The 23,339-nt window shown below is 27.6% G+C and carries 18 protein-coding genes and 1 pseudogene; 17 read left to right on the top strand and 2 right to left on the bottom strand.

Features of this window, described 5'->3' with window-relative positions:
- Positions 1 to 2 precede the first annotated feature (2 nt).
- From ACKTSI_RS03190 to tsf, 7 genes are all read left to right on the top strand, one after another.
- Positions 3 to 965, top strand: coding sequence for a ribose-phosphate pyrophosphokinase (locus tag ACKTSI_RS03190; RefSeq protein WP_068471855.1), 963 nt, complete (start codon positions 3 to 5; stop codon positions 963 to 965).
- Positions 955 to 1,542 (top strand): aminoacyl-tRNA hydrolase, encoded by a 588-nt coding sequence (gene pth / locus ACKTSI_RS03195; RefSeq protein ID WP_201275051.1) that lies wholly within the window; start codon positions 955 to 957, stop codon positions 1,540 to 1,542. Before ACKTSI_RS03190 ends, pth begins: the two co-directional genes overlap by 11 nt.
- Positions 1,543 to 1,578: 36 nt before the next feature.
- Entirely contained in the window at positions 1,579 to 5,088 is a 3,510-nt protein-coding gene (gene mfd / locus ACKTSI_RS03200) for a transcription-repair coupling factor (RefSeq protein WP_407863080.1), read from the top strand.
- Positions 5,089 to 5,161: 73 nt separating this feature from the next.
- Positions 5,162 to 6,148 carry a peptidylprolyl isomerase gene (locus tag ACKTSI_RS03205; protein ID WP_407863081.1) on the top strand — a complete coding sequence of 329 codons (987 nt, stop codon included), beginning with the start codon at positions 5,162 to 5,164 and terminating at the stop codon, positions 6,146 to 6,148.
- A gap of 117 nt (positions 6,149 to 6,265) precedes the next feature.
- A complete protein-coding gene (locus ACKTSI_RS03210; protein WP_068471849.1) occupies positions 6,266 to 6,544 on the top strand; it encodes an HU family DNA-binding protein in 279 nt (92 codons plus the stop codon).
- Positions 6,545 to 6,737: 193 nt separating this feature from the next.
- Positions 6,738 to 7,493 (top strand): 30S ribosomal protein S2, encoded by a 756-nt coding sequence (gene rpsB / locus ACKTSI_RS03215; protein WP_201275049.1) that lies wholly within the window; start codon positions 6,738 to 6,740, stop codon positions 7,491 to 7,493.
- A gap of 85 nt (positions 7,494 to 7,578) precedes the next feature.
- A complete protein-coding gene (gene tsf, locus ACKTSI_RS03220; RefSeq protein WP_068471845.1) occupies positions 7,579 to 8,649 on the top strand; it encodes a translation elongation factor Ts in 1,071 nt (356 codons plus the stop codon).
- An 85-nt stretch (positions 8,650 to 8,734) separates the two neighbouring features.
- Here tsf and ACKTSI_RS03225 read toward each other — a convergent pair whose 3' ends face one another.
- Both ACKTSI_RS03225 and ACKTSI_RS03230 read right to left on the bottom strand, forming a co-directional pair.
- Positions 8,735 to 10,129: an MATE family efflux transporter gene (locus ACKTSI_RS03225; RefSeq protein WP_407863082.1), complete on the bottom strand. Its 1,395-nt coding sequence runs from the start codon at positions 10,127 to 10,129 to the stop codon at positions 8,735 to 8,737.
- 132 nt (positions 10,130 to 10,261) lie between these two features.
- Positions 10,262 to 11,599, bottom strand: coding sequence for an aminopeptidase C (locus tag ACKTSI_RS03230; RefSeq protein ID WP_407863083.1), 1,338 nt, complete (start codon positions 11,597 to 11,599; stop codon positions 10,262 to 10,264).
- Between the two features lie 290 nt (positions 11,600 to 11,889).
- Here ACKTSI_RS03230 and ACKTSI_RS03235 point away from each other — a divergent pair, with 290 nt between their 5' ends.
- From ACKTSI_RS03235 to ACKTSI_RS03280, 10 genes and pseudogenes are all read left to right on the top strand, one after another.
- Positions 11,890 to 12,936 (top strand): ABC transporter substrate-binding protein, encoded by a 1,047-nt coding sequence (locus ACKTSI_RS03235; protein WP_068471838.1) that lies wholly within the window; start codon positions 11,890 to 11,892, stop codon positions 12,934 to 12,936.
- 36 nt (positions 12,937 to 12,972) lie between these two features.
- Positions 12,973 to 14,619, top strand: a complete 1,647-nt coding sequence (locus tag ACKTSI_RS03240) for an ABC transporter permease (RefSeq protein WP_407863084.1) — start codon at positions 12,973 to 12,975, stop codon at positions 14,617 to 14,619.
- The gene (locus tag ACKTSI_RS03245) at positions 14,591 to 15,532 is read left to right on the top strand and encodes an ABC transporter ATP-binding protein (protein ID WP_407863085.1); all 942 of its coding nucleotides are present in this window, start codon (positions 14,591 to 14,593) and stop codon (positions 15,530 to 15,532) included. Before ACKTSI_RS03240 ends, ACKTSI_RS03245 begins: the two co-directional genes overlap by 29 nt.
- Before the next feature lie 114 nt (positions 15,533 to 15,646).
- Complete coding sequence (locus ACKTSI_RS03250; protein WP_407863086.1) at positions 15,647 to 17,062, top strand: aminotransferase class I/II-fold pyridoxal phosphate-dependent enzyme; 1,416 nt, start codon at positions 15,647 to 15,649, stop codon at positions 17,060 to 17,062.
- Positions 17,063 to 17,075: 13 nt separating this feature from the next.
- Positions 17,076 to 17,210 (top strand): annotated as a pseudogene (gene scfA, locus ACKTSI_RS03255) (six-cysteine ranthipeptide SCIFF); the annotation flags it as partial.
- Between the two features lie 9 nt (positions 17,211 to 17,219).
- Positions 17,220 to 17,354 carry a six-cysteine ranthipeptide SCIFF gene (scfA, locus tag ACKTSI_RS03260; RefSeq protein WP_068471962.1) on the top strand — a complete coding sequence of 45 codons (135 nt, stop codon included), beginning with the start codon at positions 17,220 to 17,222 and terminating at the stop codon, positions 17,352 to 17,354.
- Between the two features lies 1 nt (position 17,355).
- Complete coding sequence (gene scfB / locus ACKTSI_RS03265; protein ID WP_068471830.1) at positions 17,356 to 18,720, top strand: thioether cross-link-forming SCIFF peptide maturase; 1,365 nt, start codon at positions 17,356 to 17,358, stop codon at positions 18,718 to 18,720.
- A gap of 122 nt (positions 18,721 to 18,842) precedes the next feature.
- Positions 18,843 to 19,805: a diadenylate cyclase CdaA gene (gene cdaA / locus ACKTSI_RS03270; protein WP_068471828.1), complete on the top strand. Its 963-nt coding sequence runs from the start codon at positions 18,843 to 18,845 to the stop codon at positions 19,803 to 19,805.
- Complete coding sequence (locus tag ACKTSI_RS03275) at positions 19,780 to 21,024, top strand: YbbR-like domain-containing protein (protein WP_407863122.1); 1,245 nt, start codon at positions 19,780 to 19,782, stop codon at positions 21,022 to 21,024. The genes cdaA and ACKTSI_RS03275 overlap by 26 nt, the downstream gene beginning before the upstream one ends.
- Before the next feature lie 61 nt (positions 21,025 to 21,085).
- The gene (locus ACKTSI_RS03280) at positions 21,086 to 23,338 is read left to right on the top strand and encodes an ATP-dependent helicase (RefSeq protein WP_407863087.1); all 2,253 of its coding nucleotides are present in this window, start codon (positions 21,086 to 21,088) and stop codon (positions 23,336 to 23,338) included.
- Position 23,339: the final 1 nt, after the last annotated feature.

Below are 23,339 nucleotides of genomic sequence, written 5' to 3' on the forward strand. Positions count from 1 at the left end.
TTATGTTAGCTTATACTGGACCTATGAAAATTTTTTCAGGAACTGCAAATAGAAAATTTGCAGAAGATATTTGTAAATGCCTTGATATGCCATTAGGAGAAATAAATATCGGGAAATTTAGTGATGGAGAAATTAATCTTTCTGTTGAAGAAACTGTAAGAGGTTATGATGTTTATATCATTCAACCGACTTGTAGTCCGACTAACGACAACCTTATGGAAGTTTTAATTATGGTTGATGCGTTCAAGAGAGCATCTGCAGGAAGAATTAATGTTGTTGTTCCTTATTATGGATATGCAAGACAAGACAGAAAAACAAAGGCTAGAGAACCGATAACTGCAAAATTAGTTGCTAATTTAATTGAAAAATCCGGTGCTGATAGAGTTATAACAATGGATTTACACGCAGGACAAATACAAGGATATTTTGATATTCCCGTTGATCATCTTTCAGCGATTAAACCACTTGCTGATTTCTTTAAAGATGAATTAAAAGATGAAAATAGAGAAAATATGGTTGTAGTTTCTCCTGATTTAGGTGGAGTTACAAGAGCAAGAAAATTCTCTAATTATTTAGATTTACCAATTGCAATTATTGAAAAGAGAAGACCGCGTCCAAATGTTTCAGAAGTTATGAATATCATAGGAGATATTGAAGGAAAAACTTGTATAATCGTTGATGACATTATAGATACAGCAGGAACTATTACAAATGCAGCCAATGCTTTGATAGCAAAGGGGGCAAAAAAAGTTTATATAACTGCAAGTCATGGAGTATTTTCAGGTAAAGCCTTAGAAAATATTGCCAATTCAAAAGTTGAAAAATGTGTTGTAACAGATACTATTCCTCAAGAAAATAACTTAGGTGGAAAAGTTGAAGTTGTATCAGTTGCTCAATATTTTGCAAAAGCTATTGATAGAATAAATAACAACAGACCGGTGAGTATGTTATTTGATGGAAGATAATATATATTTAATTGTCGGTCTTGGAAATCCCGGAAAAAATTATGTTGGAACAAGACATAATGTTGGATATGGGGTTATTGATATTTTAGCTGAAAAGTATAATATTAATATGAAAAAAGAAAAATTTAAATCTTTTTACGGACAGATAAATATGTTTGGTAAAAAATGTATTTTTCTTAAACCACTTACTTATATGAATTTATCCGGAGAGGCTGTTATAGATGCGGTAAATTATTTTAAAATAAAACCTGAAAATATTATTGTTATAGTAGATGATATAGATATTCCTTTTGGAACTATTAGAGTAAAGAAAAAAGGAAGTGCCGGAACGCATAATGGCTTAAAATCAATAATTTACCATTTAGAAACGGATTGTTTTCCAAGGGTTAAGGTAAGTGTTGGAAAATGTCCTAGTTATATGGATTTAAAAGATTTTGTTTTAAGTAGTTTTTCAACTTCTGAAAAGAAAATTTTAGAAAAAGAATTGGAAATTTCTGCAGAGGCAGTTGAAGAAATAATAAAAAGCGATGTTGACAAAACAATGTGTAAATTTAACGGAATGTGTATAGAGGAATAATATTCCTCTATATTTTTTATAGAGCAAGGAGAGTTTATGAATTTTTTAATTGATTTTTTAAAGAATAATGAATCATATTTAGAAATGGTTTCAAATTTAAAATCAAATAATGTTCCAATCTATTGTAATGGACTCATAAAAGAAAGTTTATCTCATGTGATATATTCTATTTTTAGTGATTTTTCTGATAAAAATTTAGTGTTACTTGTCGAAACTGAAAATAGAGCAAATGAACTTTGTGATGAGTTAAAAAATTTGATAGGAGATAAGGTTGTTGTTTATCCGAATTTTGATATAAGATTTCACAATATAAATAGTTTGGAAACAAATCTTGAAAACAATAGAATAGAAATAATGAATAGACTGATTTCCAAAGAAAAATTCATAATGATTACAACTTCAAGTGCATTATCAAAAAAAATTAGTACACCGAAATTTTTTAAATCACATTATATTAATATCGATGAAGATTCTGAAATAGATTTTGAAGAATTAACTGAAAAATTGATAAAAATGCATTATGATAGGGTTGATTTTGTTGAGGCAAAGGGACAGTTTTCTATAAGAGGGTCAATACTTGATATTTATCCTGTAAACTTTAAAAATCCTATTAGAATTGAGCTTTTTGGAGATGAAGTAGATTCAATACGTTCTTTTGATATAAATAGTCAAAGGTCTATTGAAAAACTTAATAAAATAGAGATAATACCTGCCAAAGAAATGGTCTTGTCAAAAGCTGATGTTGAAAATATTTTAAATGGTTTAAAGAAAGACATTGAAAAACTACAAAAATTAAAATTATTTGGGAAAGATGTCGAAAAATCAACAGAAAAATTTTATAGAATTTATGATGATTTAAAAACAAATTATCATATTTCTAATATGGACTTGATTTCACCATATATAAAAAAGGGAAGTTTTTCGACTATTTTAGATTATTTAGAAAAAGATTCTATAATTTGTACAGAAGACATTTTAAAAATTTATGATAGAAATTTAGAAATAGAAAATTTATTTCACGAAAATGTAATGTTTTCTATTGAAAATGCTGAAATTTTAGATTCACATAAAGATATTTTAATTCCTTTTGATAGTATTCTAAGAAGGATTAAAGAATTTAGTGTTGTTAATTTTACACAGCTTTTAAAGAGAACAAAAATAATAAATGCTAAAAGCATTATAAATTTAAAAACTATTGAAATAGAAATGTTCAATAGAAGATTTGATGTATTATTTCAAAGTTTAAAATATAAATTGCAAAGAGGATATAAAATTGTAATTTTTGCAGGTTCTGTTGAAAAGGCAAATAATTTAAAAGAAATGTTATTTTCTGAAAATATAAACTCGACAGTTTTTGACGGACTGGATTTTGAATTAAAATCTTCTATTCTTGGAATTTCTACAATAAATTTAGAGTCCGGCTTTGAATATCCGGAGCAAAAGATTTTATTTTTAACACATAAAGAAATTTATGGAACTGTTAAAAAAACTTATAAAAAATCAAATAAAAAGAAAAAAGAAAATTTGCTTTCTTATACAGATTTAAATGTTGGAGATTTTGTCGTTCATGAAAATCATGGAATCGGTGAATATAGAGGTATTGAACAGATTGAAGTTGACGGAATAGTCAAAGACCATATTTTGATTTTGTATAAGGCAAATGATAAATTATATATTCCAACTGACCAAATGAATTTGATTCAAAAATATATTGGGAAAGATGGATATAAACCGAAGTTGAATAAATTAGGTTCAAATGATTGGGTCAAGACTAAAACTCGTGCTAAAAAAGTTTTAGATGAGATTGCATTGGATTTAGTTCAACTTTATGCAAAGAGAGATAAGCTTAGAGGGTTTTCTTTTTCTGAGGATACAACTTGGCAAAAAGAATTTGAAGATAGTTTTATTTATGAAGAAACATATTCACAGCTTAGAGCTATTGATGAAATAAAGAAAGATATGGAAAGTTTTAAGCCGATGGATAGATTGCTTTGTGGTGATGTTGGATATGGGAAAACAGAAGTAGCATTAAGGTCTGCTTTTAAAGCTATGATGGACGATAAACAGGTTGCTTTTTTAGTACCTACCACAATACTTGCTCAACAACATTATAATACTGCTGTCGAAAGAATTGGAAATTTTCCGGTAGAAGTTGAAATGCTTAGTAGATTTAGAACTCCTGCAAGACAAAAAGAAATTTTGAAAGATGTAAAGTCTGGAAAAATAAATTTACTTATAGGTACACATAAATTATTATCTAAAAATTTAGAATTTAAAGATTTAGGACTTTTAATAATAGATGAAGAACAAAGGTTTGGAGTTAAACATAAAGAGGCATTAAAAAAAATAAAGGAAAATATTGATGTTCTATCTTTATCTGCTACACCAATACCTAGAACTATGCAAATGAGTTTGGTAGGAATTAGGGATATGAGTATTTTAGATGATGCCCCTGAAGAGAGAGTAACTATTGCCACATTTGTTTTAGAATATAATGATTCTGTAATTAGAGAGGCTATTTATAAGGAAATAAATAGAGGTGGACAAGTTTATTTTGTATATAATCGAATAAAAGATATGGATAAGATGTATTTTGAGCTGTCAAAGTTAGTTCCTGATGCTAGAATTGCTATGGCTCATAGCAAATTATCGAATAAGGAATTAGAAGATATTATGTATGATTTCCAAGAAGGAGAATACGATATTTTGTTATGCACAACTATCATCGAAACCGGAATGGATATAAAAAATTGTAATACTATGATTATATACGATGCAGATAAAATGGGATTATCACAGCTTTATCAGTTGAAGGGAAGAATAGGTCGTTCAAAGAGAAGAGCTTATGCATATTTTACTTATGATAAAGATAAAGTTCTAACTGAAATTTCTGAAAAGAGATTAATGGCGATAAGAGATTTTTCAGAATTCGGTTCAGGTTTTAAAATAGCTATGAGAGATTTAGAACTTCGTGGTGCCGGGAATATTTTAGGAGAATGTCAATCAGGACATATTGAAACTATCGGTTATGAAATGTATGTAAGAATGTTAGAAGAAAGCATCAAGACGGTTAAAGGGGAAACTCTACAAATTAAAAGTCAAACTACTATTGAATTGTCAGTTGATGCATATATTCCTTCAAGTTATATAAGTGATAGTGGACAAAAGATTGATATGTATAAAAAAATCGCCAGCATAACTTCAAGAGATGATTTTGATGAAATTTATGATGAATTGACTGATAGATTTGGAGATGTTCCAAAGTCAGTTCTAAATGTTATGAATGTTTCATATTTAAAAATCATTTCAACTGATTTAGATTTCATAAAGATAATAGAAAGAGAAAAATCAGTTGTATTCAAGTTTGATAAGTCAAATAGAGATATTTTATCTATAATAGGTAAATTGCCTGATAATTTATTTAGAAAGATAGAATTTAATATTAATGAAACGGCAGAATTAATATTTAATTATGATAAGAATAAATTGTTAGAAAGTATTGAATTAGTAGATAGTTTATATGCTTTAAAAAGAGAAAATTCCTAAAAAACTTTGACATTCATAGAAAAATAATGTATAATATCAAAAGATTAAAATATTAATCGAAAAGGAGAGAAATATGAAAAATAAATTAATAAAATTTGTAAGTATAATGGCGTTATCTGCAATGGTTTTAACAGCTTGTGCTAAAGCCCCAAAAGGAGCTATGGTAAAAATTGGAGAAAAGTATATTACTGAGGAACAAATTCAAAAAGAATATGACAGAGTAATTGCATCTTATACAGATGACCAAAAAGCAAAATATGATGAATCAACTGATGAAGGGAAAAAAGCTTCTTTAAATTTAAAACAAAATATTTTAGAAATGTTCTCTAATATTGAAGTTGTTAAACAAAAATTTGCTAAATTAGAAAAAGAATATAAAGATGAGGGAAAATCTGAAGAAGAAATTGCTAAAGTAACTGTAACAAAAGAAGAAATAGAAGATAATTTTAATAAAGTTAAAGAGCAATTAGGTGACAAGTTTAATGAAGAACTTGAGAAGGCTAAACTTACTGAAGATGAATTAAAATATAAGATTGAAGATAATATGTATTCTACAAAATTCCAAACTTGGTTTAATGAAAATTATGCACCAAAAGATGAAGAAATTGCTCAAAAATATAAAGGAAGTAAACTTGAAGGCCCTCAAATTAATGCAAGCCATATTTTAGTTAAAACTGAAGAAGAGGCTAAGAAAGTTAAAGCGCGTTTAACTGCTGGAGAAAAGTTTGAAGATGTAGCTAAAGAAGTATCAAAAGACCCTTCAGTAAAACAAAATAATGGTGCATTAGGAACTTTTACAAAGGGAGTTATGGTTCAAGAATTTTATGATGCTGCAAGTAAGATGAAAGTTGGAGAAATTAGTGAACCTGTAAAGAGTCAATTCGGTTTTCATATAATCAAATTAAACGAAATTGTTGAAGATTACGAAAAATTTGACGAAAAAAACAAAGAAAGTATAAAGAAAAAATTAAAACAAACTATATTGTCAGAAAAATTCAAAACAGAATTTGCTAACATTCAAAAGGAAGTTGGATACTTACCAATTAAAAATTTTAAATAAATTGGCTAAATTACTTGATATTTTTTGAAAATTAATATATAATAATATTGCAAATGGTTATGGAGCCATTAATATAGGCAATTATTAATATAATAGTGTATTTAGGAGGAAATTTTAATGAACAAATCTGAATTATTAGCTAGTATGGCTGAAAAAGGAAAAATTACAAAAGTTGACGCTGAAAGAGCATTAAATGCTTTCATTCAAACAGTTGAAGAAACATTAGTTAAAGGGGAAAAAGTTCAATTAGTTGGATTTGGAACTTTCGAAGCTAGAGAAAGAAAAGCAAGAAGTGGAAGAAACCCAAGAAACCCTAAAGAAGTTATCGAAATTCCAGCATCAAAAGCTCCAGTATTCAAAGCTGGTAAGTCTCTTAAAGAAGTTGTAAATAAATAATTTTTGATAATGAATTAAAAATCAGGCTTTGCCTGATTTTTTTGTAAAAATTTCACTTTAAGTATTGAAAAATAAAATCTATTGTGTTATAATATTTTGGTGAATAATCACATATTCTGATTGAACAAGTGTTGCCTAGATGGTTCTTGTCAAGATGATGAATATGGGTGGCTAAAAAACAGGAGGTAAAGAAATGTCACAAGTAATTTTAATGAAAAATTTATTAGAAGCAGGGGTACATTTTGGACATCAAACTAGAAGATGGAATCCAAAAATGTCAAAATTTATTTTTACAGAAAGAAACGGAATCTATATTATAGATTTACAAAAAACTGTAAAACAAATTGAACAAGCGTATGATTTCGTAAGAGAAATTGTTGCTGATGGTGGTAGAGTTCTTTTTGTAGGAACTAAAAAACAAGCTCAAGAAGCTGTTGAAACTGAAGCAAAAAGAAGTGGACAATTCTATGTTAGTCATAGATGGTTAGGTGGTATGTTAACTAACTATAAAACTATCAGAAAGAGAATTGACAGACTTAAAAAATTAGAACTTATGGAAGAAGATGGAACTTTCCAAAGATTACCTAAAAAAGAAGTAATTAAATTAAGAAGAGAAATCGAAAAATTAGAAAAATTCTTAGGTGGAATTAAAGAAATGGATAAACTTCCAGATGTTCTTTTTGTAATAGATCCAAAGAATGAAAAAATTGCTGTAAATGAGGCAAAAATATTAGGAATTCCAGTTATTGGTGTTGTTGATACTAACTGTGACCCTGATGAAGTTGATATTGCTATTCCAGGAAATGATGACGCTATCAGAGCTGTAAAATTATTAACTGGTACTATTGCAAATGCTATCGTTGAAGCTAAACAAGGTGAACAAGCTGAAACTGAAGAAGTAGAAACTGTTGAAGTAGCAGAAGAAGTTTCTGAAGAAGTAGCTGAATAATTAGGATATAGAATTTTAAAGGGTAAGGATTCAAATTTTTAATATTTATCCTTACCTTATTTTTTAGAAATTATAGGAGGTTTTTATGGAAATTACTGCAAAATTAGTAAAAGATTTAAGAGAAACTACTGGTGCCGGTATGATGGAATGTAAAAAGGCATTACAAGAAGTTGATGGAGATATGGAAAAAGCTATTGAATTTTTAAGAGAAAAAGGATTAGCTAAAGCTGCTAAAAAAGCAAGCAAAGTTGCAGCTGAAGGTTTAATTACTTTAGTTATAGATGAAAATAATACTAAAGCAGCTATTACAGAAGTAAACTCACAAACTGACTTCGTTGCTAAAAATGAAAAATTCGTAGCATTAACTAAAAAAGTTACTGAACATGTTTTTAATAAAGAAATAAAAGATATTGCATCTTTAAATGCGTCAACTATTGATGATGTTAATTTTGAAGAATTTATGAAATTACAAATTTCTTCAATTGGAGAAAATCTTGTAGTTAGAAGATTAGCATTTGCTAAAGCTTGTTGCGAAAGTGGAATTGTTTGTGGATATGTTCACTTCAATAAAAAAGTTGGTGTTATTCTTAAAGCTAAATGTGATAGTGAAGCTACAAAAGCTGGTGCAAAAGATTTATTACAAAATATTTGTATGCACATTTCAGCAATGAAACCACAATATTTAAGCTATAAAGATTTAGATGCTGATTTTGTTGAAAAAGAATATTTAGCACTTAAAGGTTCTATCGAAAAAGAAAACGAAGAATTAGTAAGACTTGGAAAACAATTAAAGAGAATTCCAAAATATGCTTCAATGTCTCAAATTACTGATGAAGTTTTAAAAGCTGAAGAAGAATTATTAAAAGAAGAATTAAAGAAACAAGGTAAACCTGAAAAGATTTGGGACAAAATTTTACCTGGACAAATCGAAAGATTTATTAAAGACAATACTTTAATTGACCAACAATATGCTTTATTCAGCCAACAATATGTATTAGACGATAGCAAAACAGTTTTAGATGCTGTTAACGATAAAGCTAAAGAATTAGGTGGAAGTATCGAAATCGTAGAATACACAAGATTTGAAGTTGGTGAAGGCGTAGAAAAGAAAGAAGAAAACTTCGCTGAAGAAGTTGCAAAACAAATGGGACTTTAATATTAAATTTAAACAGAGCTTAGGCTCTGTTTTTTTATAATTTTTTGTAATTAAAAAGGTTCAATATTTATTGAACCTTTTGCTTTTATCGAGTAAATGAGCCTTGTTGCCAAGTACCATTTAGATATATTAAATGTGCAATTATTGTTACAAGTACATTTGAAATTGACATCGCAAGCCAAATTCCTGTTGCTCCATATCCTGTATAATATTTAAAGAAAAGTATTAAAGGCAATCTTATTATCCAAAGTCTTGTCATATCTATTGCCATTGAATATTTGCTATTTCCTGAGCCTTGGAAAAGTCCTTGATATACAAAAAACATATTTAACATTACAAGAGTTATTAATGTGTAGAACATATAACTGTTTGCTTGTATCATTAGTTCTGAATCTTTTGGAGCATTTATGAAGAAAGATAATATTTCATATCTAAATATAAAACTTATAAATGCAATTATAATAGACATTATAATTACTATAATAGATGCTTTTTTAAATGTTTCTTTAACTCTTTTTATATTGTTGTTTCCGATGTTTTGTCCTATTATTGAAGTTATGGCAGTGCCGATGCCTCCGGGTGGAATATTTAAAAGTCCACTTATTCTATTTACCATTCCATAAGCTGCAACAGTTTCTGTTCCATAGCTTTGTATAAATGAGTTCATAATTATAAAACCTATTGCGGTTCCGATTTGTCCGATAATTGAAGGTAGGGCGATATGGTATATTTTTTTCAAAATACATTTTTTCCATTTTATAAATATTAAACTTTGTAAATTTAATTTAATTTTATCATGATTGAAACGTAAATGTATAAAACCAACTATGCACATAATTCCTTGTGTTATAACTGTAGCAATGGCAGCCCCCTTAACTCCAAGTCCTAATCCTGATATTGATGTAAAAGGAATTGTATCAAATATAAAAATTGGGTTTAAAATCATATTTAAAATTACACAAGTTGTGCTTATCATTGTTGGAATTGCATTTTTCCCTTGTGCTGATAAAATAGATGAATATATGTAGTATAAAAATATAAATGGTATTCCAAGATAGCTGTATTTTAAATAAATTATGCTATATTTTGCAAGGTCTCCTGTTGCACCCATTAAATTTACTATTGAATCTGCACTAAAATATCCTAATAACATAAATATGATTGAGAATAATAAAGAAATATTTATCAAAGTATCTGCATATTTTTGAGCCAGAGGAAAATCTTTTTTTCCGAGTAACTGAGAAATTAATGATATTGATGCAATCGACAGTCCGATTCCAATTGAGTTAAATAAAAATACAACCGGCCAAGTAAAACTTGTTGATGCAAATTCTGCAGTTCCTAATTTCCCGAGCCAAAAAGCATCTGCAAGTGAATATAATTGTTGAATGAAATTATTTAAAATAATTGGGATTGAAATAATTGCTATGATTTTATAAATATTTCCATGTAAAATCATTTCACTTCGTTCTTTTTTCATATAACACCTCCTATAAAAATATTTGTCTAATATGTTATTCCGCAAATTTAGTAAGTTAAAACAAAATTATAGCAAAATATTTACAAAATTGCAAGAAAAAATCTCTCTAATTACTAGAGAGATTTTGTAAAATTATTTTAATCTTGCCAATGCACCGAATGGATCCCAAGGTTCAAGTTCAATAACTTCTTCATCTAATGCCTTTAACCATTTTTCATCAATATATTTTTTATCAACCATTATTTCATAATTATATTCTTCAAACCATTCATCAGTCATTGAGAAAATTCCTTTATCTCCTGAAGTATCTCCCCAAGAATTTTCAACTTGCCATTCTAACGGTTTACCATTTTCATCAAGATTTATTCCTGTAAATACCATTGCATGAGTTAAAATGCTTTCGTGATAATCAAGTCTTTCGGCTTTTGTAAAGTTTTCACAAGCAGGGAATATATCATCATATAAGAACATATCCAAGTCCATAATTCCTTTGTTTCTTTCTAACATTTGTGCAACATCACAACCAAACCAAACAGGTTCGCCTGCTTTGATAGATTTAATAGCACTTTCTTTTAAAACTTCGATAGGAACATTAAGATATTTTATTCTATCGCTTTCTTTAACAGAACCTAAGAATTTTACAGTGTATGCTTTTCCATAAGGCTTATCTTCTGTTGGCGCATTTATTAAACTTATTCTATCTTTTAAATTCCAACCAACATATTTGTTAAAAAATTCTAATGGAGTTATATTAGAAATTCTATGGAATTTTTCGTCTTTATCAGTATATTCATAAGTGAATGTTTCAGGAATTTCTCCTAAGCATTTTGTTAAAATGTTATAAACTGTATAAAGAGTTTCATCTTTTATTTTTTCGATTTCTTTTAAATCTTTTCCTTCTTTGTGAAGTTTTCTCATTTCACAAGCGGCTTTTCTAAGATGTTTAGTTATTATTGTTTCCATCATTCTTGTATTTGATGAATGGAAAGTTTCAGGCATAATTCCTTTAGGAACAACACCATATTTTTCCAAAAGTCCTTTAAACATATCCCATTGTCCACCGTCTTGGATAGGTGCAGTTAAAAGATGAGAAATTAATCTTGAATCCGTTTTTTCATCTAAAGTTTCTATAATATTTTCTAAAAAGAAATTTGATTTTTCAAGTTTATCCCAAAATAGAGTATAAGTTTGAGAATATTCCATAGTTTTTAAATTTAGATTTTCCATTGTTGTAACTCTTGCAACATTTAGAGCAGAGAACATCCAGCATCTACCACTTGCTTTTTGGTTTGTTATTTCTCCTTTTTTAGTTACATCAGAAAATTTGAAATTATGTCTTTTCATAACCTCATGGTTTGTAGATGCTTCGTTAATTCCAACTTTTGAAACAGATGCAGCTACAATCTTATTTGTTTTACAAGAATCAAACCTTTCTTTAAATGATTTTAACACTTCTTTTGTTAATGCCATTTTTATCACTCTCCTTAAAAATAATTTAGGTATAACCTATAAATATATTCTAACATAAATTAAATAAAAATAAAAGATAATATATATCAAAAAAATATCTTATTTTAATATGATTTATTAATTGTATAGAATTTTTTTATGTTTTTATATAAAATTGTTATTTTTTATAATTTTATGGTATAATTATATTGTCTTTATGTGATATTAAAGATATTATAAATTTACTATATTTACATTTAAAAATTTATCTAAATTGGAATATGGTATTATTTAAAATTTAGGAGGAAAAAATGAAAAAATCAAGAGTTTTATCGCTTATGCTTGCAGGTTTAATGTTAGTTGGTTGTCAACCTAAAAAAGCAGAAGATAAGAAAGTAGAAAAGAAAGTAGAAACTACTACAAATTTTGAAGGTAAAACTTTGAACGTTGTAGCAACATCAGAAAAGTACAAAAAACTTTTTGATAAGTTCTCAGCAGAAACTAAAGCTAAGGTTGAATTCCTTTCAATGTCTAGTGGAGAAGTTATTGCAAAGATTAAAGCTGAAGGTGGAAAGCCAATGGCTGACGTTTGGTTCGGTGGTGGTATTGACGCTTTTATGAAAGCTAAGACTGACGGACTTTTAGAAATGTATAAACCACAAGGTTTTGACAAAATCAAAGAAGGTTTTAAAGATAGTGAAGGCTATTGGATTTCAAAAGGGGTTACTGTTGTAGGATTTTTAGCAAATAATAAAATTTTACAAGAAAAAGGGCTTCCAATTCCAAAAACTTGGGCTGAAATTGTAGATGCAAAATATAAAGATGAAATCATTATGGCAAATCCTGCTGTTTCCGGAACAAGTTTTGCAAATGTAAAAGGTCTTATCGATATGTATGGAGAAGAAAAGGCTTGGGATTATTTCAAAAAATTAAATGCAAATGTTAAATTCTATGGTAAAAGAGGAAAAGACCCTCAAGAAAAAACTGTTGCCGGAGAATTTGGACTTGGAATTATTCCTATTGACAAATCAGCTTTCGATGTTGCAGAAAAAAATAATTTAACTGCAATTTATCCTGAAGACGGTTTATGTTGGGTTCCTGAAGGTGTTGCAATTTTCAAAAACAGTCCAAATCTTGAAGTGGCAAAAGCATTTGAAGATTTCATTTTAAGACCTGAAAATCAACAAATGATTGCTGAACTTGACGGTAAAGATGGTGGTCAAATGGTAATTGACGGAACTAAAGGTTTTGAACTTGGTTTACCAAAAGATAAATTTATTAAAGAAGATATTACAAGCTTTGGTTCTCAAAGAGAATCAATCCTTAAAAAATGGGCAGAATTAACACAAGGGAAATAGAAACAAAGGGAGAGTGATCTCCCTTTTTGATTAATTATGAAGAGATATTTTAAATTTATAGACACATTTTTTATTTTTACTCTAGTTTTTTGTCTATTTACTTTTATTTTATTTCCTTTTTTAAGAGTTTTTTCATCTACTTTTTATAGTGGGGGAAAATTTACTTTAGAGGGATTTACATTTTTAAAGACACAGAGTAAACTTTTATACAATTCAATATTTGTTGCTTTTTTTACTACTATAATAACGACGGTAGTTTCTGTTTCTATTGGAATTTTTTGCTTTAGTATTAGAAAAAGTTTTAAGAAAATAATATCATTTATATTAATGATTACAATGATTTCTCCTCCATTTGTTTCTTCACTTGCATATATAAGATTATTTGGACGTAGGGGATTTATAACTCATGATATTTTTAAACTTTCCATTGATGCTTATGGTTCTTTTGGAATTATTTTAATGCAGAGTATAGGCTTAATTTCATTAAGTGGTCTTATGATTATATCTGCACTTAATAGCATTGATAAGGAACAGATAAATAGCGCAAGGTCGCTTGGAGCAAAGACAAATAATTTAATTTTGGATATTATTTTGCCTCAGTTATTACCTAGTATTAAGGTTGTTGCTATTTTAAGTTTTATTAGAAGTATTGCCGACTTTTCAACTCCATTAATCATAGGCGGTGCTTTTGAAACTTTAGCCTCAAAGTCGTATAATGTATTTATTTCTGACGGAAATATTGTTCAAGCCGGAGCTATGAATATAATGCTTTGTGTTCCTGTTGTACTTACTTTTATATTTTATGTAAAAAATTCAAAAATAATTTCAAATACAAATTTTGGAGCTAATACATCAGAGGTTAATATTGAAAAGAGAGGTTTCGTTTTTTCTTTTATAACTTTAACGGCAATTGTCTTTTTGATTTTATTATTTTTACAATACAGTTCAGTAATTTTATCTGCTTTTACTGATTATTCAAAGGGAAAGTTGTATTTTACATTTGAACATTTTGTAGATATAAAAGACCATATAGATAAAACGGTTTTTAGAAGTATTTATTACTCTTTAATTTCGGCATTTTTTGGTAGTTTAATTGGACTTTTGTTACAATACTATATTCATATAAGAAATGTAAAATTTTTAAAAATATTTGAATTTATAGCCACTATGCCATATATGTTACCCGGTACATTCTTTGGTATCGGATACATATTAGCTTTTAATAATTATCCAATTTATATTACAGGAACTGCTTTGATTGTAATACTAAATGTTACTTTTAAACAATTACCTTTTTCAACAAAAATAATTAATTCAAGTTTGGAAACAATAGACAAAAATCAAATTTTAAGTGCAAAAGATTTGGGGGCAAATGAATTTTTTATTTTTAAAGATGTCGTATTATCACATACCAGAAATGATTTTGTGATAAGTATGATAAATGGTTTTAATAGCACGATGACAACTGTTGGCTCTATAATTTTTATAGTTTATCCTGCACAAAAAGTTTTAACTCTTGTTATGTTTGATGTTATAAATAGTGGAAAATATAATACAGCATCTGTTTTAGCACTTTTGATAATTTTAATTTGTTTGAGCTTTAGTTTGTTGTTTATGTTAATCAATTATATTTTAGGTAAATTAGGAGATAGATATGTTCTTAGAAGTAAAAAATTTATGTAAGACTTATGGAGATAAAGAGGTTTTAAAGGATATTAACTTTTCACTTGAAGAAGGAAATATTCTTTGTATATTGGGACCTTCAGGTTGTGGAAAAACTACAATTTTAAATTCAATCGGTGGTTTTATAAAAAATGATTTTGGACAAATTATTTTAAATGGAGAAGATATAAGTCTTTTAAATCCGGAAGATAGAAATGTATCGACAGTTTTTCAATCTTATGGACTTTTTAATAATAAAAATGTTTTAGAAAATGTAGCTTATGGTTTAAAGTTTAGAAATGTAAAAAAACAAGATAGAATTAAAAAAGCTATGGAAATTTTAGAGATTGTCGGACTTAATGGATATGAAAATAGAAAAGTTTATGAGCTTTCAGGTGGACAAAGGCAAAGAGTTGCACTTGCAAGAAGTTTAGTTATAAATCCAAGACTTATTTTACTTGACGAGCCTTTTTCAAATCTTGATAAAAATTTGAGAATTACTATGAGAAATGAAATAAAGAAACTTGTAAAATATTTTAAGATGACGACAATACTTGTAACTCATGATCAAGAAGATGCATTTACTATGGCTGATAGGGTAATTCTTATGAATGAAGGAAAAATAATTCAAAATTCGACGGTTACAGAACTTTACAATTCTCCTAATAGTGAATTTTCTCTTTCTTTTATTGGAAATTCAAATAAATTAGATAAAGAAAATTTTATAAGACCTGAAAAAATAAAATTTGTTGAGGACGAAACAAAAACTTCTGCAAAAATTGTAAAAAAACAATTTAGAGGTTCTTTTATTGAATACGAATTAAAGTTAAAAGATGAAAAAACTTTAAAAGTGATAGAATTAAATACAGGAAAAGAAAAAAATATTGGCGATAATATTTTTATTGAATATAATTTACAAAAACTTTCAGATTAACTGGAAGTTTTTTTGTTGATAAAAATTATAAAAAATGATATAATTTAGCATATGTTAATTTAATATCAAAGAATATTAGATTACTTTAGCCTATATAAAAGGAATGTGAAATTATTGAACAATTCTTTACTAAAAAAATTAAAAGAATATGATGAAACAAAAACTGCTTTTCATATGCCCGGACATATGAGAAATAAAGAAGTTTTTAATGATTTAAGTGAATTTATTAAAATGGATATTACTGAAATTGACGGTTTTGATGATTTACATCATCCAGAAGAAATTTTGAAAGAATCTATGGATATTGCAAAGAATCTTTGGAATACTAAAGGCTCTTTTTATCTCGTAAATGGTTCAACATCAGGTAATTTATCTGCAATTTACAGTTTAACAAAACCTAAAGATAAAATTTTAATTGCAAAAAATTGTCATAAATCAATTTACCACGCGATTGAGGTTTTTGATTTAAGCTTTGAATATATTTATCCTAAATATGATGAAAATTTGGGGATTTTTTTGAGTATTGATTCAGATGATATTGAAAAAATATTAGAAAGAAATTCTGATATTAAATTGGTAGTAATAACAAGTCCGACTTATGAAGGAGTTGTATCGGATATTGAAAAAATTTCTAAAGTAGTTCATAAATATGGAGCAAAATTAATTGTTGATGAAGCACATGGTGCAGGTTTTGGACTTAGTGATAACTTTCCAAAATCTTCAATAGGGCTTGGAGCTGATATTACTGTTCAAAGTTTACATAAGAATTTGGCATCATTTACTCAAACAGCAATTTTACATATCGCAGATGAGTCTTTATATCCTAAATTAAGAAAATCACTTGAAATTTTTCAAACTTCAAGTCCGTCATATATTTTAATGTCATCGATTGATTATTGTGTTAGAATGTTGGAGAATGATAGAGAAACTCTATTTAAAAATTGGAGAGAAAATTTAGAATATTTTTATGAAAAATGTAGAGATTTAAAAAATATTAAACTTTTATCAAATATTAATCTAAAAAATATTTTTGAATTAGACAATTCTAAAATAACTATTTTGACGAATAATACAAATATTTCAGGATATGAATTGATGAAAACTTTGAGAACTGAATATGATATTGAACTTGAAATGGCATCTTTTAATTATGCGATAGCTTATACAGGGATAGGAGTTTCAAAGAAATCTTTGGATAAATTAGCTTTTGCACTTTTTGATATAGATAAAAGTTTATATTATGAAAATTGTAAAAAGATTGCTTTAAATAATTTAAATTTAATTCGAAAATTCAGCATTAAAGAGTCAACTATATTTGATAGTGAAGAATTTGATATAGAAAATTCCGTTTCAAAAATTTCAGCAGAATATGTATGGGCATATCCACCGGGAATTCCAATTTTGACACCGGGAGAAGTTATAACAGAGGAAATTTTAAATTTATTTCAAAAGTATAGAGATGAAAATATAGATTTAAGATTTTCAAAATCAAATGATAATGATAAAATTAATATCATATATAAAAAATAAAGGAGAGAAGAAAATGTCAAGAATAAAAACATTAAAAACAAGAAATTTACATGAATCAATAGTAGAAGGTGGCTGTGGAGAATGCCAGACTTCTTGTCAAAGTGCCTCAAAGACTTCATCAGGAGTAGCAAATCAACCTTGTGAATCTGTTAGCAGAATAAAAACATTAAAGACAAGAAATTTATATGCATCAATAGTAGAAGGTGGATGCGGAGAATGTCAAACTTCTTGTCAAAGTGCCTCAAAAACATCATCAGGAGTAGCAAATCAACCTTGCGAAAAATGTAGATAAGATGATACATCAGTACAAACTAAATGGTTATAATATAGTTCTTGATGTATATAGTGGTTCTATTCATGTTGTAGATGAAGTTGCTTATGATATTATTGAGCTTTATGAAAAAAATTCTAAAGAAGAAATTACAAAAATTATCTGTGATAGATATAATAATATTACAGCTAAAGATGTCGAAGAATGTTTAGAAGATGTTGAATATTTAAAGGAAAACAAACAATTATATACTGAAGATATTTACAAAGGGTTGAAACCAAAATTAAAGTCTAATTCTGTTGTAAAGGCACTTTGTTTACATATTGCTCATACTTGTAACTTGGCTTGTGAATATTGTTTTGCAAAGCAAGGAACATATCATGGCAAAGATGCGATGATGACTCTTGAAGTCGGTAAAAAGGCAATAGACTTTTTGATTGAGCATAGTGGAGCAAGAAAAAATTTAGAAGTAGATTTTTTTGGTGGCGAACCACTTGTTAATTGGAGAGTTGTAAAAGAAGTTGTAAAATATGCAAGAAGTATAGAAAAAGAACATAATAAGAATTTTAGATTTACTCTTACTACAAATGGAGTTCTTATAAATGATGAAGTTATTGACTTTGCAAATAAAGAAATGCATAATGTAGTTCTTTCTCTTGACGGAAGAAAAGAAACAAATGATAGGTTTAGAGTGAATATAAAAGGAGAAGGAAGTTATAATACAATAGTTCCTAAATTTCAAAAACTTGTTGCACAAAGAGGAGATAAAGACTATTACATAAGGGGAACATTTACTCATCACAATACAGACTTTACTAATGACCTGTTTCATATGGCTGATTTAGGTTTTACAGAATTAAGTATGGAGCCTGTTGTTGCTGATGCAAGTTCTCCGTCTGCATTAACTGAAGAAGATTTACCAATTCTTTTTGAACAATACGAAATTTTAGCAAAAGAAATGTTAAAACGTGAAAAAGAAGGTAAGCCATTTTCATTTTATAATTACACAATAAATCTTGAAACAAGTCCTTGTATTCATAAAAGAATTACCGGCTGTGGTTCTGGGACGGAATATATGTCTGTAACGCCGACCGGAGAGTTGTATCCTTGTCATCAATTTGTAAATGACAAAGAAATGTGTTTAGGAAATGTCTTTGACGGAATTACAAGAGAGGATATAAGAGATACATTCGGTTCTTGCAATATTTATTCGAGAGATGATTGTCAAGATTGTTGGGCTAAACTTTATTGTGCAGGAGGTTGTCCTGCTAATGCATACCATACACATAAAGATATTACAAAAATATATGAATATGGTTGTAAGCTATTTAGAAAGAGAATGGAATGTGCAATAATGATGAATGCAGTAAGAAGTGAAGAAGAATAATTTTAAAAGAAAAGTTTTTTTAACTTTTCTTTTTTTTATACTGTTAGAAAGTTGAAATTTACTCTGTATTATATTATAATTAACGTAAGGTTTTTATAAAAAAATTAGAAAGATGTGATTTTATGAATTTGGATAAATTTCTTTTTTTGTTATCAACTATAAGGATAACAGATATTTTGGATATATTTATAGTTAGTTTTGTTTTTTATAAATTGTTTTCTCTTATAAGGGGTACAAGAGCAACACAACTTATAAAAGGTATTTTATTTATTTTTATTGGAGCAAAACTTAGCGAATATTTAAAACTTTATACTATAAGTTGGATTTTAAATAATGCTGTTACTGTTGGATTTATTGCAATTTTGATTGTATTTCAACCAGAGCTTAGAAGAGTTTTAGAGCATATTGGAAATAATAAACTTTTAAAACCGGTTAATTTTGAAACTTCTAGAAGTAATATTAGAGTTTTAGATGAAATTACTAAGGCAACTTTTTCTTTAGCAGATAAAAAAATTGGGGCATTGATGGTTTTAGAAAGGAAAACCGGACTTAGAGATATTATTGAAACCGGAATTACTTTAAATTCTGAAATTTCTTATGAATTACTTATGAATATTTTTATTCCAAATACTCCTTTACATGATGGAGCAGTTGTAATAAGTAATGAGCATATTGTTGCAGCATCTTGTTTTTTACCTTTAACAGACAATAAAGAAATTTCAATGGAGCTTGGCACAAGACATAGAGCCGGTATTGGAATTTCTGAAAAATCCGATGCGATTGTTATTGTGGTTAGTGAAGAAACGGGATATGTTTCTATTTGTGAAAAATCTAAGATAAATAGAAATGTTACAAAACAATATCTATTAAATTATTTAGTTGAAAATTTTGTTGTTGAAGAAAAAAATACTAACTCTTTAAAAGAAATTTTCCAAAATTTATTTGAAAATAAAGAAATTTCAAATGATAATATGACTAAAGAAGAAATAAAGGAAGAAGTAAAGAAAGAAATAATTGAAGATATAAAAGAAGAAGTTAACGAAATTGTTGAAAATCAAGGTGATAAGATTGTTAAAAAAGATTAATGTAAAAAGTATTATAAATTTAATAAAAAAAGATTTTAAGTTGAAATTGATTTCTTTAGCTGTGGGACTTGTTATGTGGTTTGTTGTAATTGGTGGAAAAAATCCAATTGTTACAAGACAATTTAATAATATTCCGGTAACATTTAAAAATCAGTCTGTTTTAGAATCAGAAAAGTTAATAAGGATCAGTCCGGATAATCCTACTGTTGATGTTGTGATAACAGGAAATAGAAGTGATGTGTCTGCTGTAAATGCAAATGATATTGTTGCAGAAGTTGATTTGCAAAAAGTAGTAACGTCGGGTTCTCATAGACTCTCAATTAATTTTAAAGTTCCTTATAATGTTAGGCTTAAGTCATCCTCAGAAAAAGATTTACTTGTAACCTTAGATGAAGAAATTACTAAGACATATAAGGTTGAAGTTGAAACTGTCGGGCAAATAAAAAATAAAAATCAAGTTGTTGTAAAAAAAGAGCCGACAGATTCTGAAATTTTAGTTAGTGGTCCTGTTAGTTATGTTAATAAAATAAAGAAAGTTCTTTGTACGGTTGATGTTACGGATAAGGATAATGATGAAGTTGTTCAATCAAAAATTGTTCCTGTTGATGAGTTTAATCAAGAAGTTAAAAAAGTTAAGCTAAGTAAAACAGATACTAATGTTTCAATTGGTTTTAAAAACTTCAAAGAAGTTCCTATAAAATTAGTTGAAATAAACACTCCGTCTAGTAATATTAGAATTTTAAAGAAAAACATAGTACCTAATTCAATTTATGTTGTAGGTAATTTAACAAGTTTGGAGCAAATTTCACAAATAAGTACAAAGCCTTTTGACTTATCACAAATTAAAGAGTCAGGTTCATTTAGTTTAAATTTAGAATTACCAACAGATATTGCTTTGGTTAATAATGATGTAAAGATTGTAGTTAATGTTGATGTCGATAAAAAAATTGAAAAAATACTAGAGGTAGAAACTTCAAATATTTCAATAGAAAATGATTCGGGAAAAGAAGTTCTTTTAAAGAGCTTAAGAAGTAAAGTTCAAGTTACTGTAAGTGGATATGAATCAGATTTAGCAAAACTTAAAGCAGAAGATATAAAACTTTACGTTTCTGTAAAAAAAGATGATGTAGGTAAAAATGTCCAAATAAAAGCTAAGCATATTGAAGGTATAGAAATTGTTAAAATTTCTAATGATATTGTTCAAGCTGTTGAAAAATAAATTATTAATTAAGCAATGGTGAATCCATTGCTTTTTTATGAATTGTAAATTAGGAGTGTATATGAATTTGTTAAAAGGTTTAAATAATAGACAATTAGAGGCAGTGGAACATTTTGGCTCTCCACTATTAGTTCTTGCCGGTGCAGGTAGTGGAAAGACAAAAGTTTTGACTACAAAGATTGCTTATGCGGTTTTAGAAAAAAATGTAAGTGAATATGAAATTTTAGCAATTACTTTTACGAATAAAGCCGGAAAAGAAATGAAAGAGAGAATAGAAAATATCTTTAAAAGAGATATTTCAAATATGTGGATTGGAACTTTCCACTCAATTTGTTCTAAAATTTTAAGATTTAATATAGAAAAGATTGGATATTCAAACAATTTTACAATTTACGATAGAGATGACCAAAAGTTAGTTTTAAAGGAAATTTTTAAACAAAATCCTACTTGGGAAAATGTGCTTGGAGAATTTAAAGGAGCAGTTATTGGCCTTATAAGTGATGCTAAGGGAAAGAATGTTAAACCTAATGAGTTTTCAAAATATTTTTCTTTTGGAAATAATACTGATGTAATAGAAAAGATTTATAAAAAATACGAAGAAATTTTAGTTAAGAATAATGCTTTAGACTTTGACGATTTGATTTTTAAAACGATTGAACTATTGAAAAGTTGTCCTGAAGTTTTAGAATATTATTCAGAAAAGTTTAAATATATCTATGTTGATGAGTATCAAGATACAAATGATGCACAATATGAAATAATAAAACTTTTAGCATCAAAATATAAAAATGTTTGTGCTGTTGGAGATATTGACCAATCAATCTATGGCTGGAGAGGAGCTAATATTTCAAATATTTTAAATTTTGAAAATGACTTTGAAAACTCAAAAATTATTTTATTAGAAGAAAATTATCGTTCAACTCAAAAGATTTTGGACTGTGCAAATGAGCTTATAAAAAATAATGTGAATAGAAAAGAAAAAAATCTTTGGACTAAAAAAGAGGGTGGAGATGAGATAATTTACAAGAGTTATCAAAATGAAAATTATGAAGCGATAGAAGTTGCACAAAATATTTCAAAGCTAATTATGGACGGATATGATTTTTCTGAAATAGCAGTTTTGTATCGTGCAAATTTCCAATCCTTTGCTATTGAAAATGCTTTAAGGAAAAATTCAATACCATATAGAATGGTTGGAGGACTTAAGTTCTATGATAGAAAAGAAATAAAAGATATTTTAGCTTATTTGAAACTTATCGCAAATCCAAAGGACGATAATGCTTTTAGAAGAATTATAAATTATCCTAAAAGGGCTATTGGAAATGTTAGTTTACAAAAATTGGAAGAATTTTGTTATGCAGAGAGAATTAGTCTTTTTGACGGACTTTTTAGGAATGAATTTTTAGACTCTATCAGTAAAAAATTAAGAGATAGTTTTGAAAGTTTTAGAGATATGATTTTTGGATTCATAACTTGTGTTGAAGATACAGATGTTGAAATTTTAACTAAAGAACTTTTAAATTCTATTGAGTTTGTAAATTATTTAAGAGAAAACGAAAAGAAAGAGTTTGAAAAGAAAAGTGAAAATATAAATTTATTTTTAGAAGAAATTTCTAATAATTATAAAAATGTGAAATTGTTGGAATATCTTGAAACAAATAGTCTTTTATCAGATATTGACAAGGCAGAAGAAGATGACGGAGTGGTTACACTCACGACAATTCACTCTGCAAAGGGTCTTGAATATAAAGTTGTATTTATAATTGGAATGAATGAAGGAATTTTTCCAAGCGAAAGGTCTATTAAAGAAAGAGATGACGGACTTGAAGAAGAAAGACGACTTTTCTATGTTGCTATTACCAGAGCAAAAGAAAAACTTTATATTTCTTCAACAAAGAGTATGACTATGTATGGTAAATTAAATCTTTATAGAACTTCTGGTTTTGTAGATGAGATAATTAATTTTGTTGATGATAAGAGTATTAATGTTGAATTTAGTTTCGATGATGAAAGAGTTTCTACTTCTAAAATTAGAAATGATGCTTATGGTGATTATTCAAGAACTTATGTTTCAAATGCCGATATTGGAAGAACAAAACTTGATAAACCACTTAATCAATATGCTAAAAATAAAGAAAATGTGGCTAAAGATATTTACAAAGTTGGCGAAAAGATTAAGCATGAAAAATATGGTGTTGGAACAGTTATAAAATGTGAAAAAGCAGGCGCAAAGGTTATGCTTATGGTTGCTTTTGACGGAGAAGGAATTAAATTATTTGACTTGAAAAAGGATAAACGTATAAAGAGGGTTTAAT

The organism is Parvimonas parva (assembly GCF_045866535.1).
Classification (GTDB): Bacteria; Bacillota; Clostridia; order Tissierellales; family Peptoniphilaceae; genus Parvimonas; species Parvimonas parva.

Coding starts and splice junctions, on each gene's coding strand:
- mfd (WP_407863080.1), top strand. CDS start 1,579: ATGAATTTTTTAATTGATTTTTTAAAGAATAATGAATCATATTTAGAA.
- ACKTSI_RS03245 (WP_407863085.1), top strand. CDS start 14,591: ATGTTCTTAGAAGTAAAAAATTTATGTAAGACTTATGGAGATAAAGAG.
- tsf (WP_068471845.1), top strand. CDS start 7,579: ATGGAAATTACTGCAAAATTAGTAAAAGATTTAAGAGAAACTACTGGT.
- pth (WP_201275051.1), top strand. CDS start 955: ATGGAAGATAATATATATTTAATTGTCGGTCTTGGAAATCCCGGAAAA.
- ACKTSI_RS03205 (WP_407863081.1), top strand. CDS start 5,162: ATGAAAAATAAATTAATAAAATTTGTAAGTATAATGGCGTTATCTGCA.
- ACKTSI_RS03235 (WP_068471838.1), top strand. CDS start 11,890: ATGAAAAAATCAAGAGTTTTATCGCTTATGCTTGCAGGTTTAATGTTA.
- ACKTSI_RS03240 (WP_407863084.1), top strand. CDS start 12,973: ATGAAGAGATATTTTAAATTTATAGACACATTTTTTATTTTTACTCTA.
- ACKTSI_RS03210 (WP_068471849.1), top strand. CDS start 6,266: ATGAACAAATCTGAATTATTAGCTAGTATGGCTGAAAAAGGAAAAATT.
- scfB (WP_068471830.1), top strand. CDS start 17,356: ATGATACATCAGTACAAACTAAATGGTTATAATATAGTTCTTGATGTA.
- ACKTSI_RS03190 (WP_068471855.1), top strand. CDS start 3: ATGTTAGCTTATACTGGACCTATGAAAATTTTTTCAGGAACTGCAAAT.
- cdaA (WP_068471828.1), top strand. CDS start 18,843: ATGAATTTGGATAAATTTCTTTTTTTGTTATCAACTATAAGGATAACA.
- rpsB (WP_201275049.1), top strand. CDS start 6,738: ATGTCACAAGTAATTTTAATGAAAAATTTATTAGAAGCAGGGGTACAT.
- ACKTSI_RS03280 (WP_407863087.1), top strand. CDS start 21,086: ATGAATTTGTTAAAAGGTTTAAATAATAGACAATTAGAGGCAGTGGAA.
- ACKTSI_RS03230 (WP_407863083.1), bottom strand. CDS start 11,599: ATGGCATTAACAAAAGAAGTGTTAAAATCATTTAAAGAAAGGTTTGAT.
- ACKTSI_RS03225 (WP_407863082.1), bottom strand. CDS start 10,129: ATGAAAAAAGAACGAAGTGAAATGATTTTACATGGAAATATTTATAAA.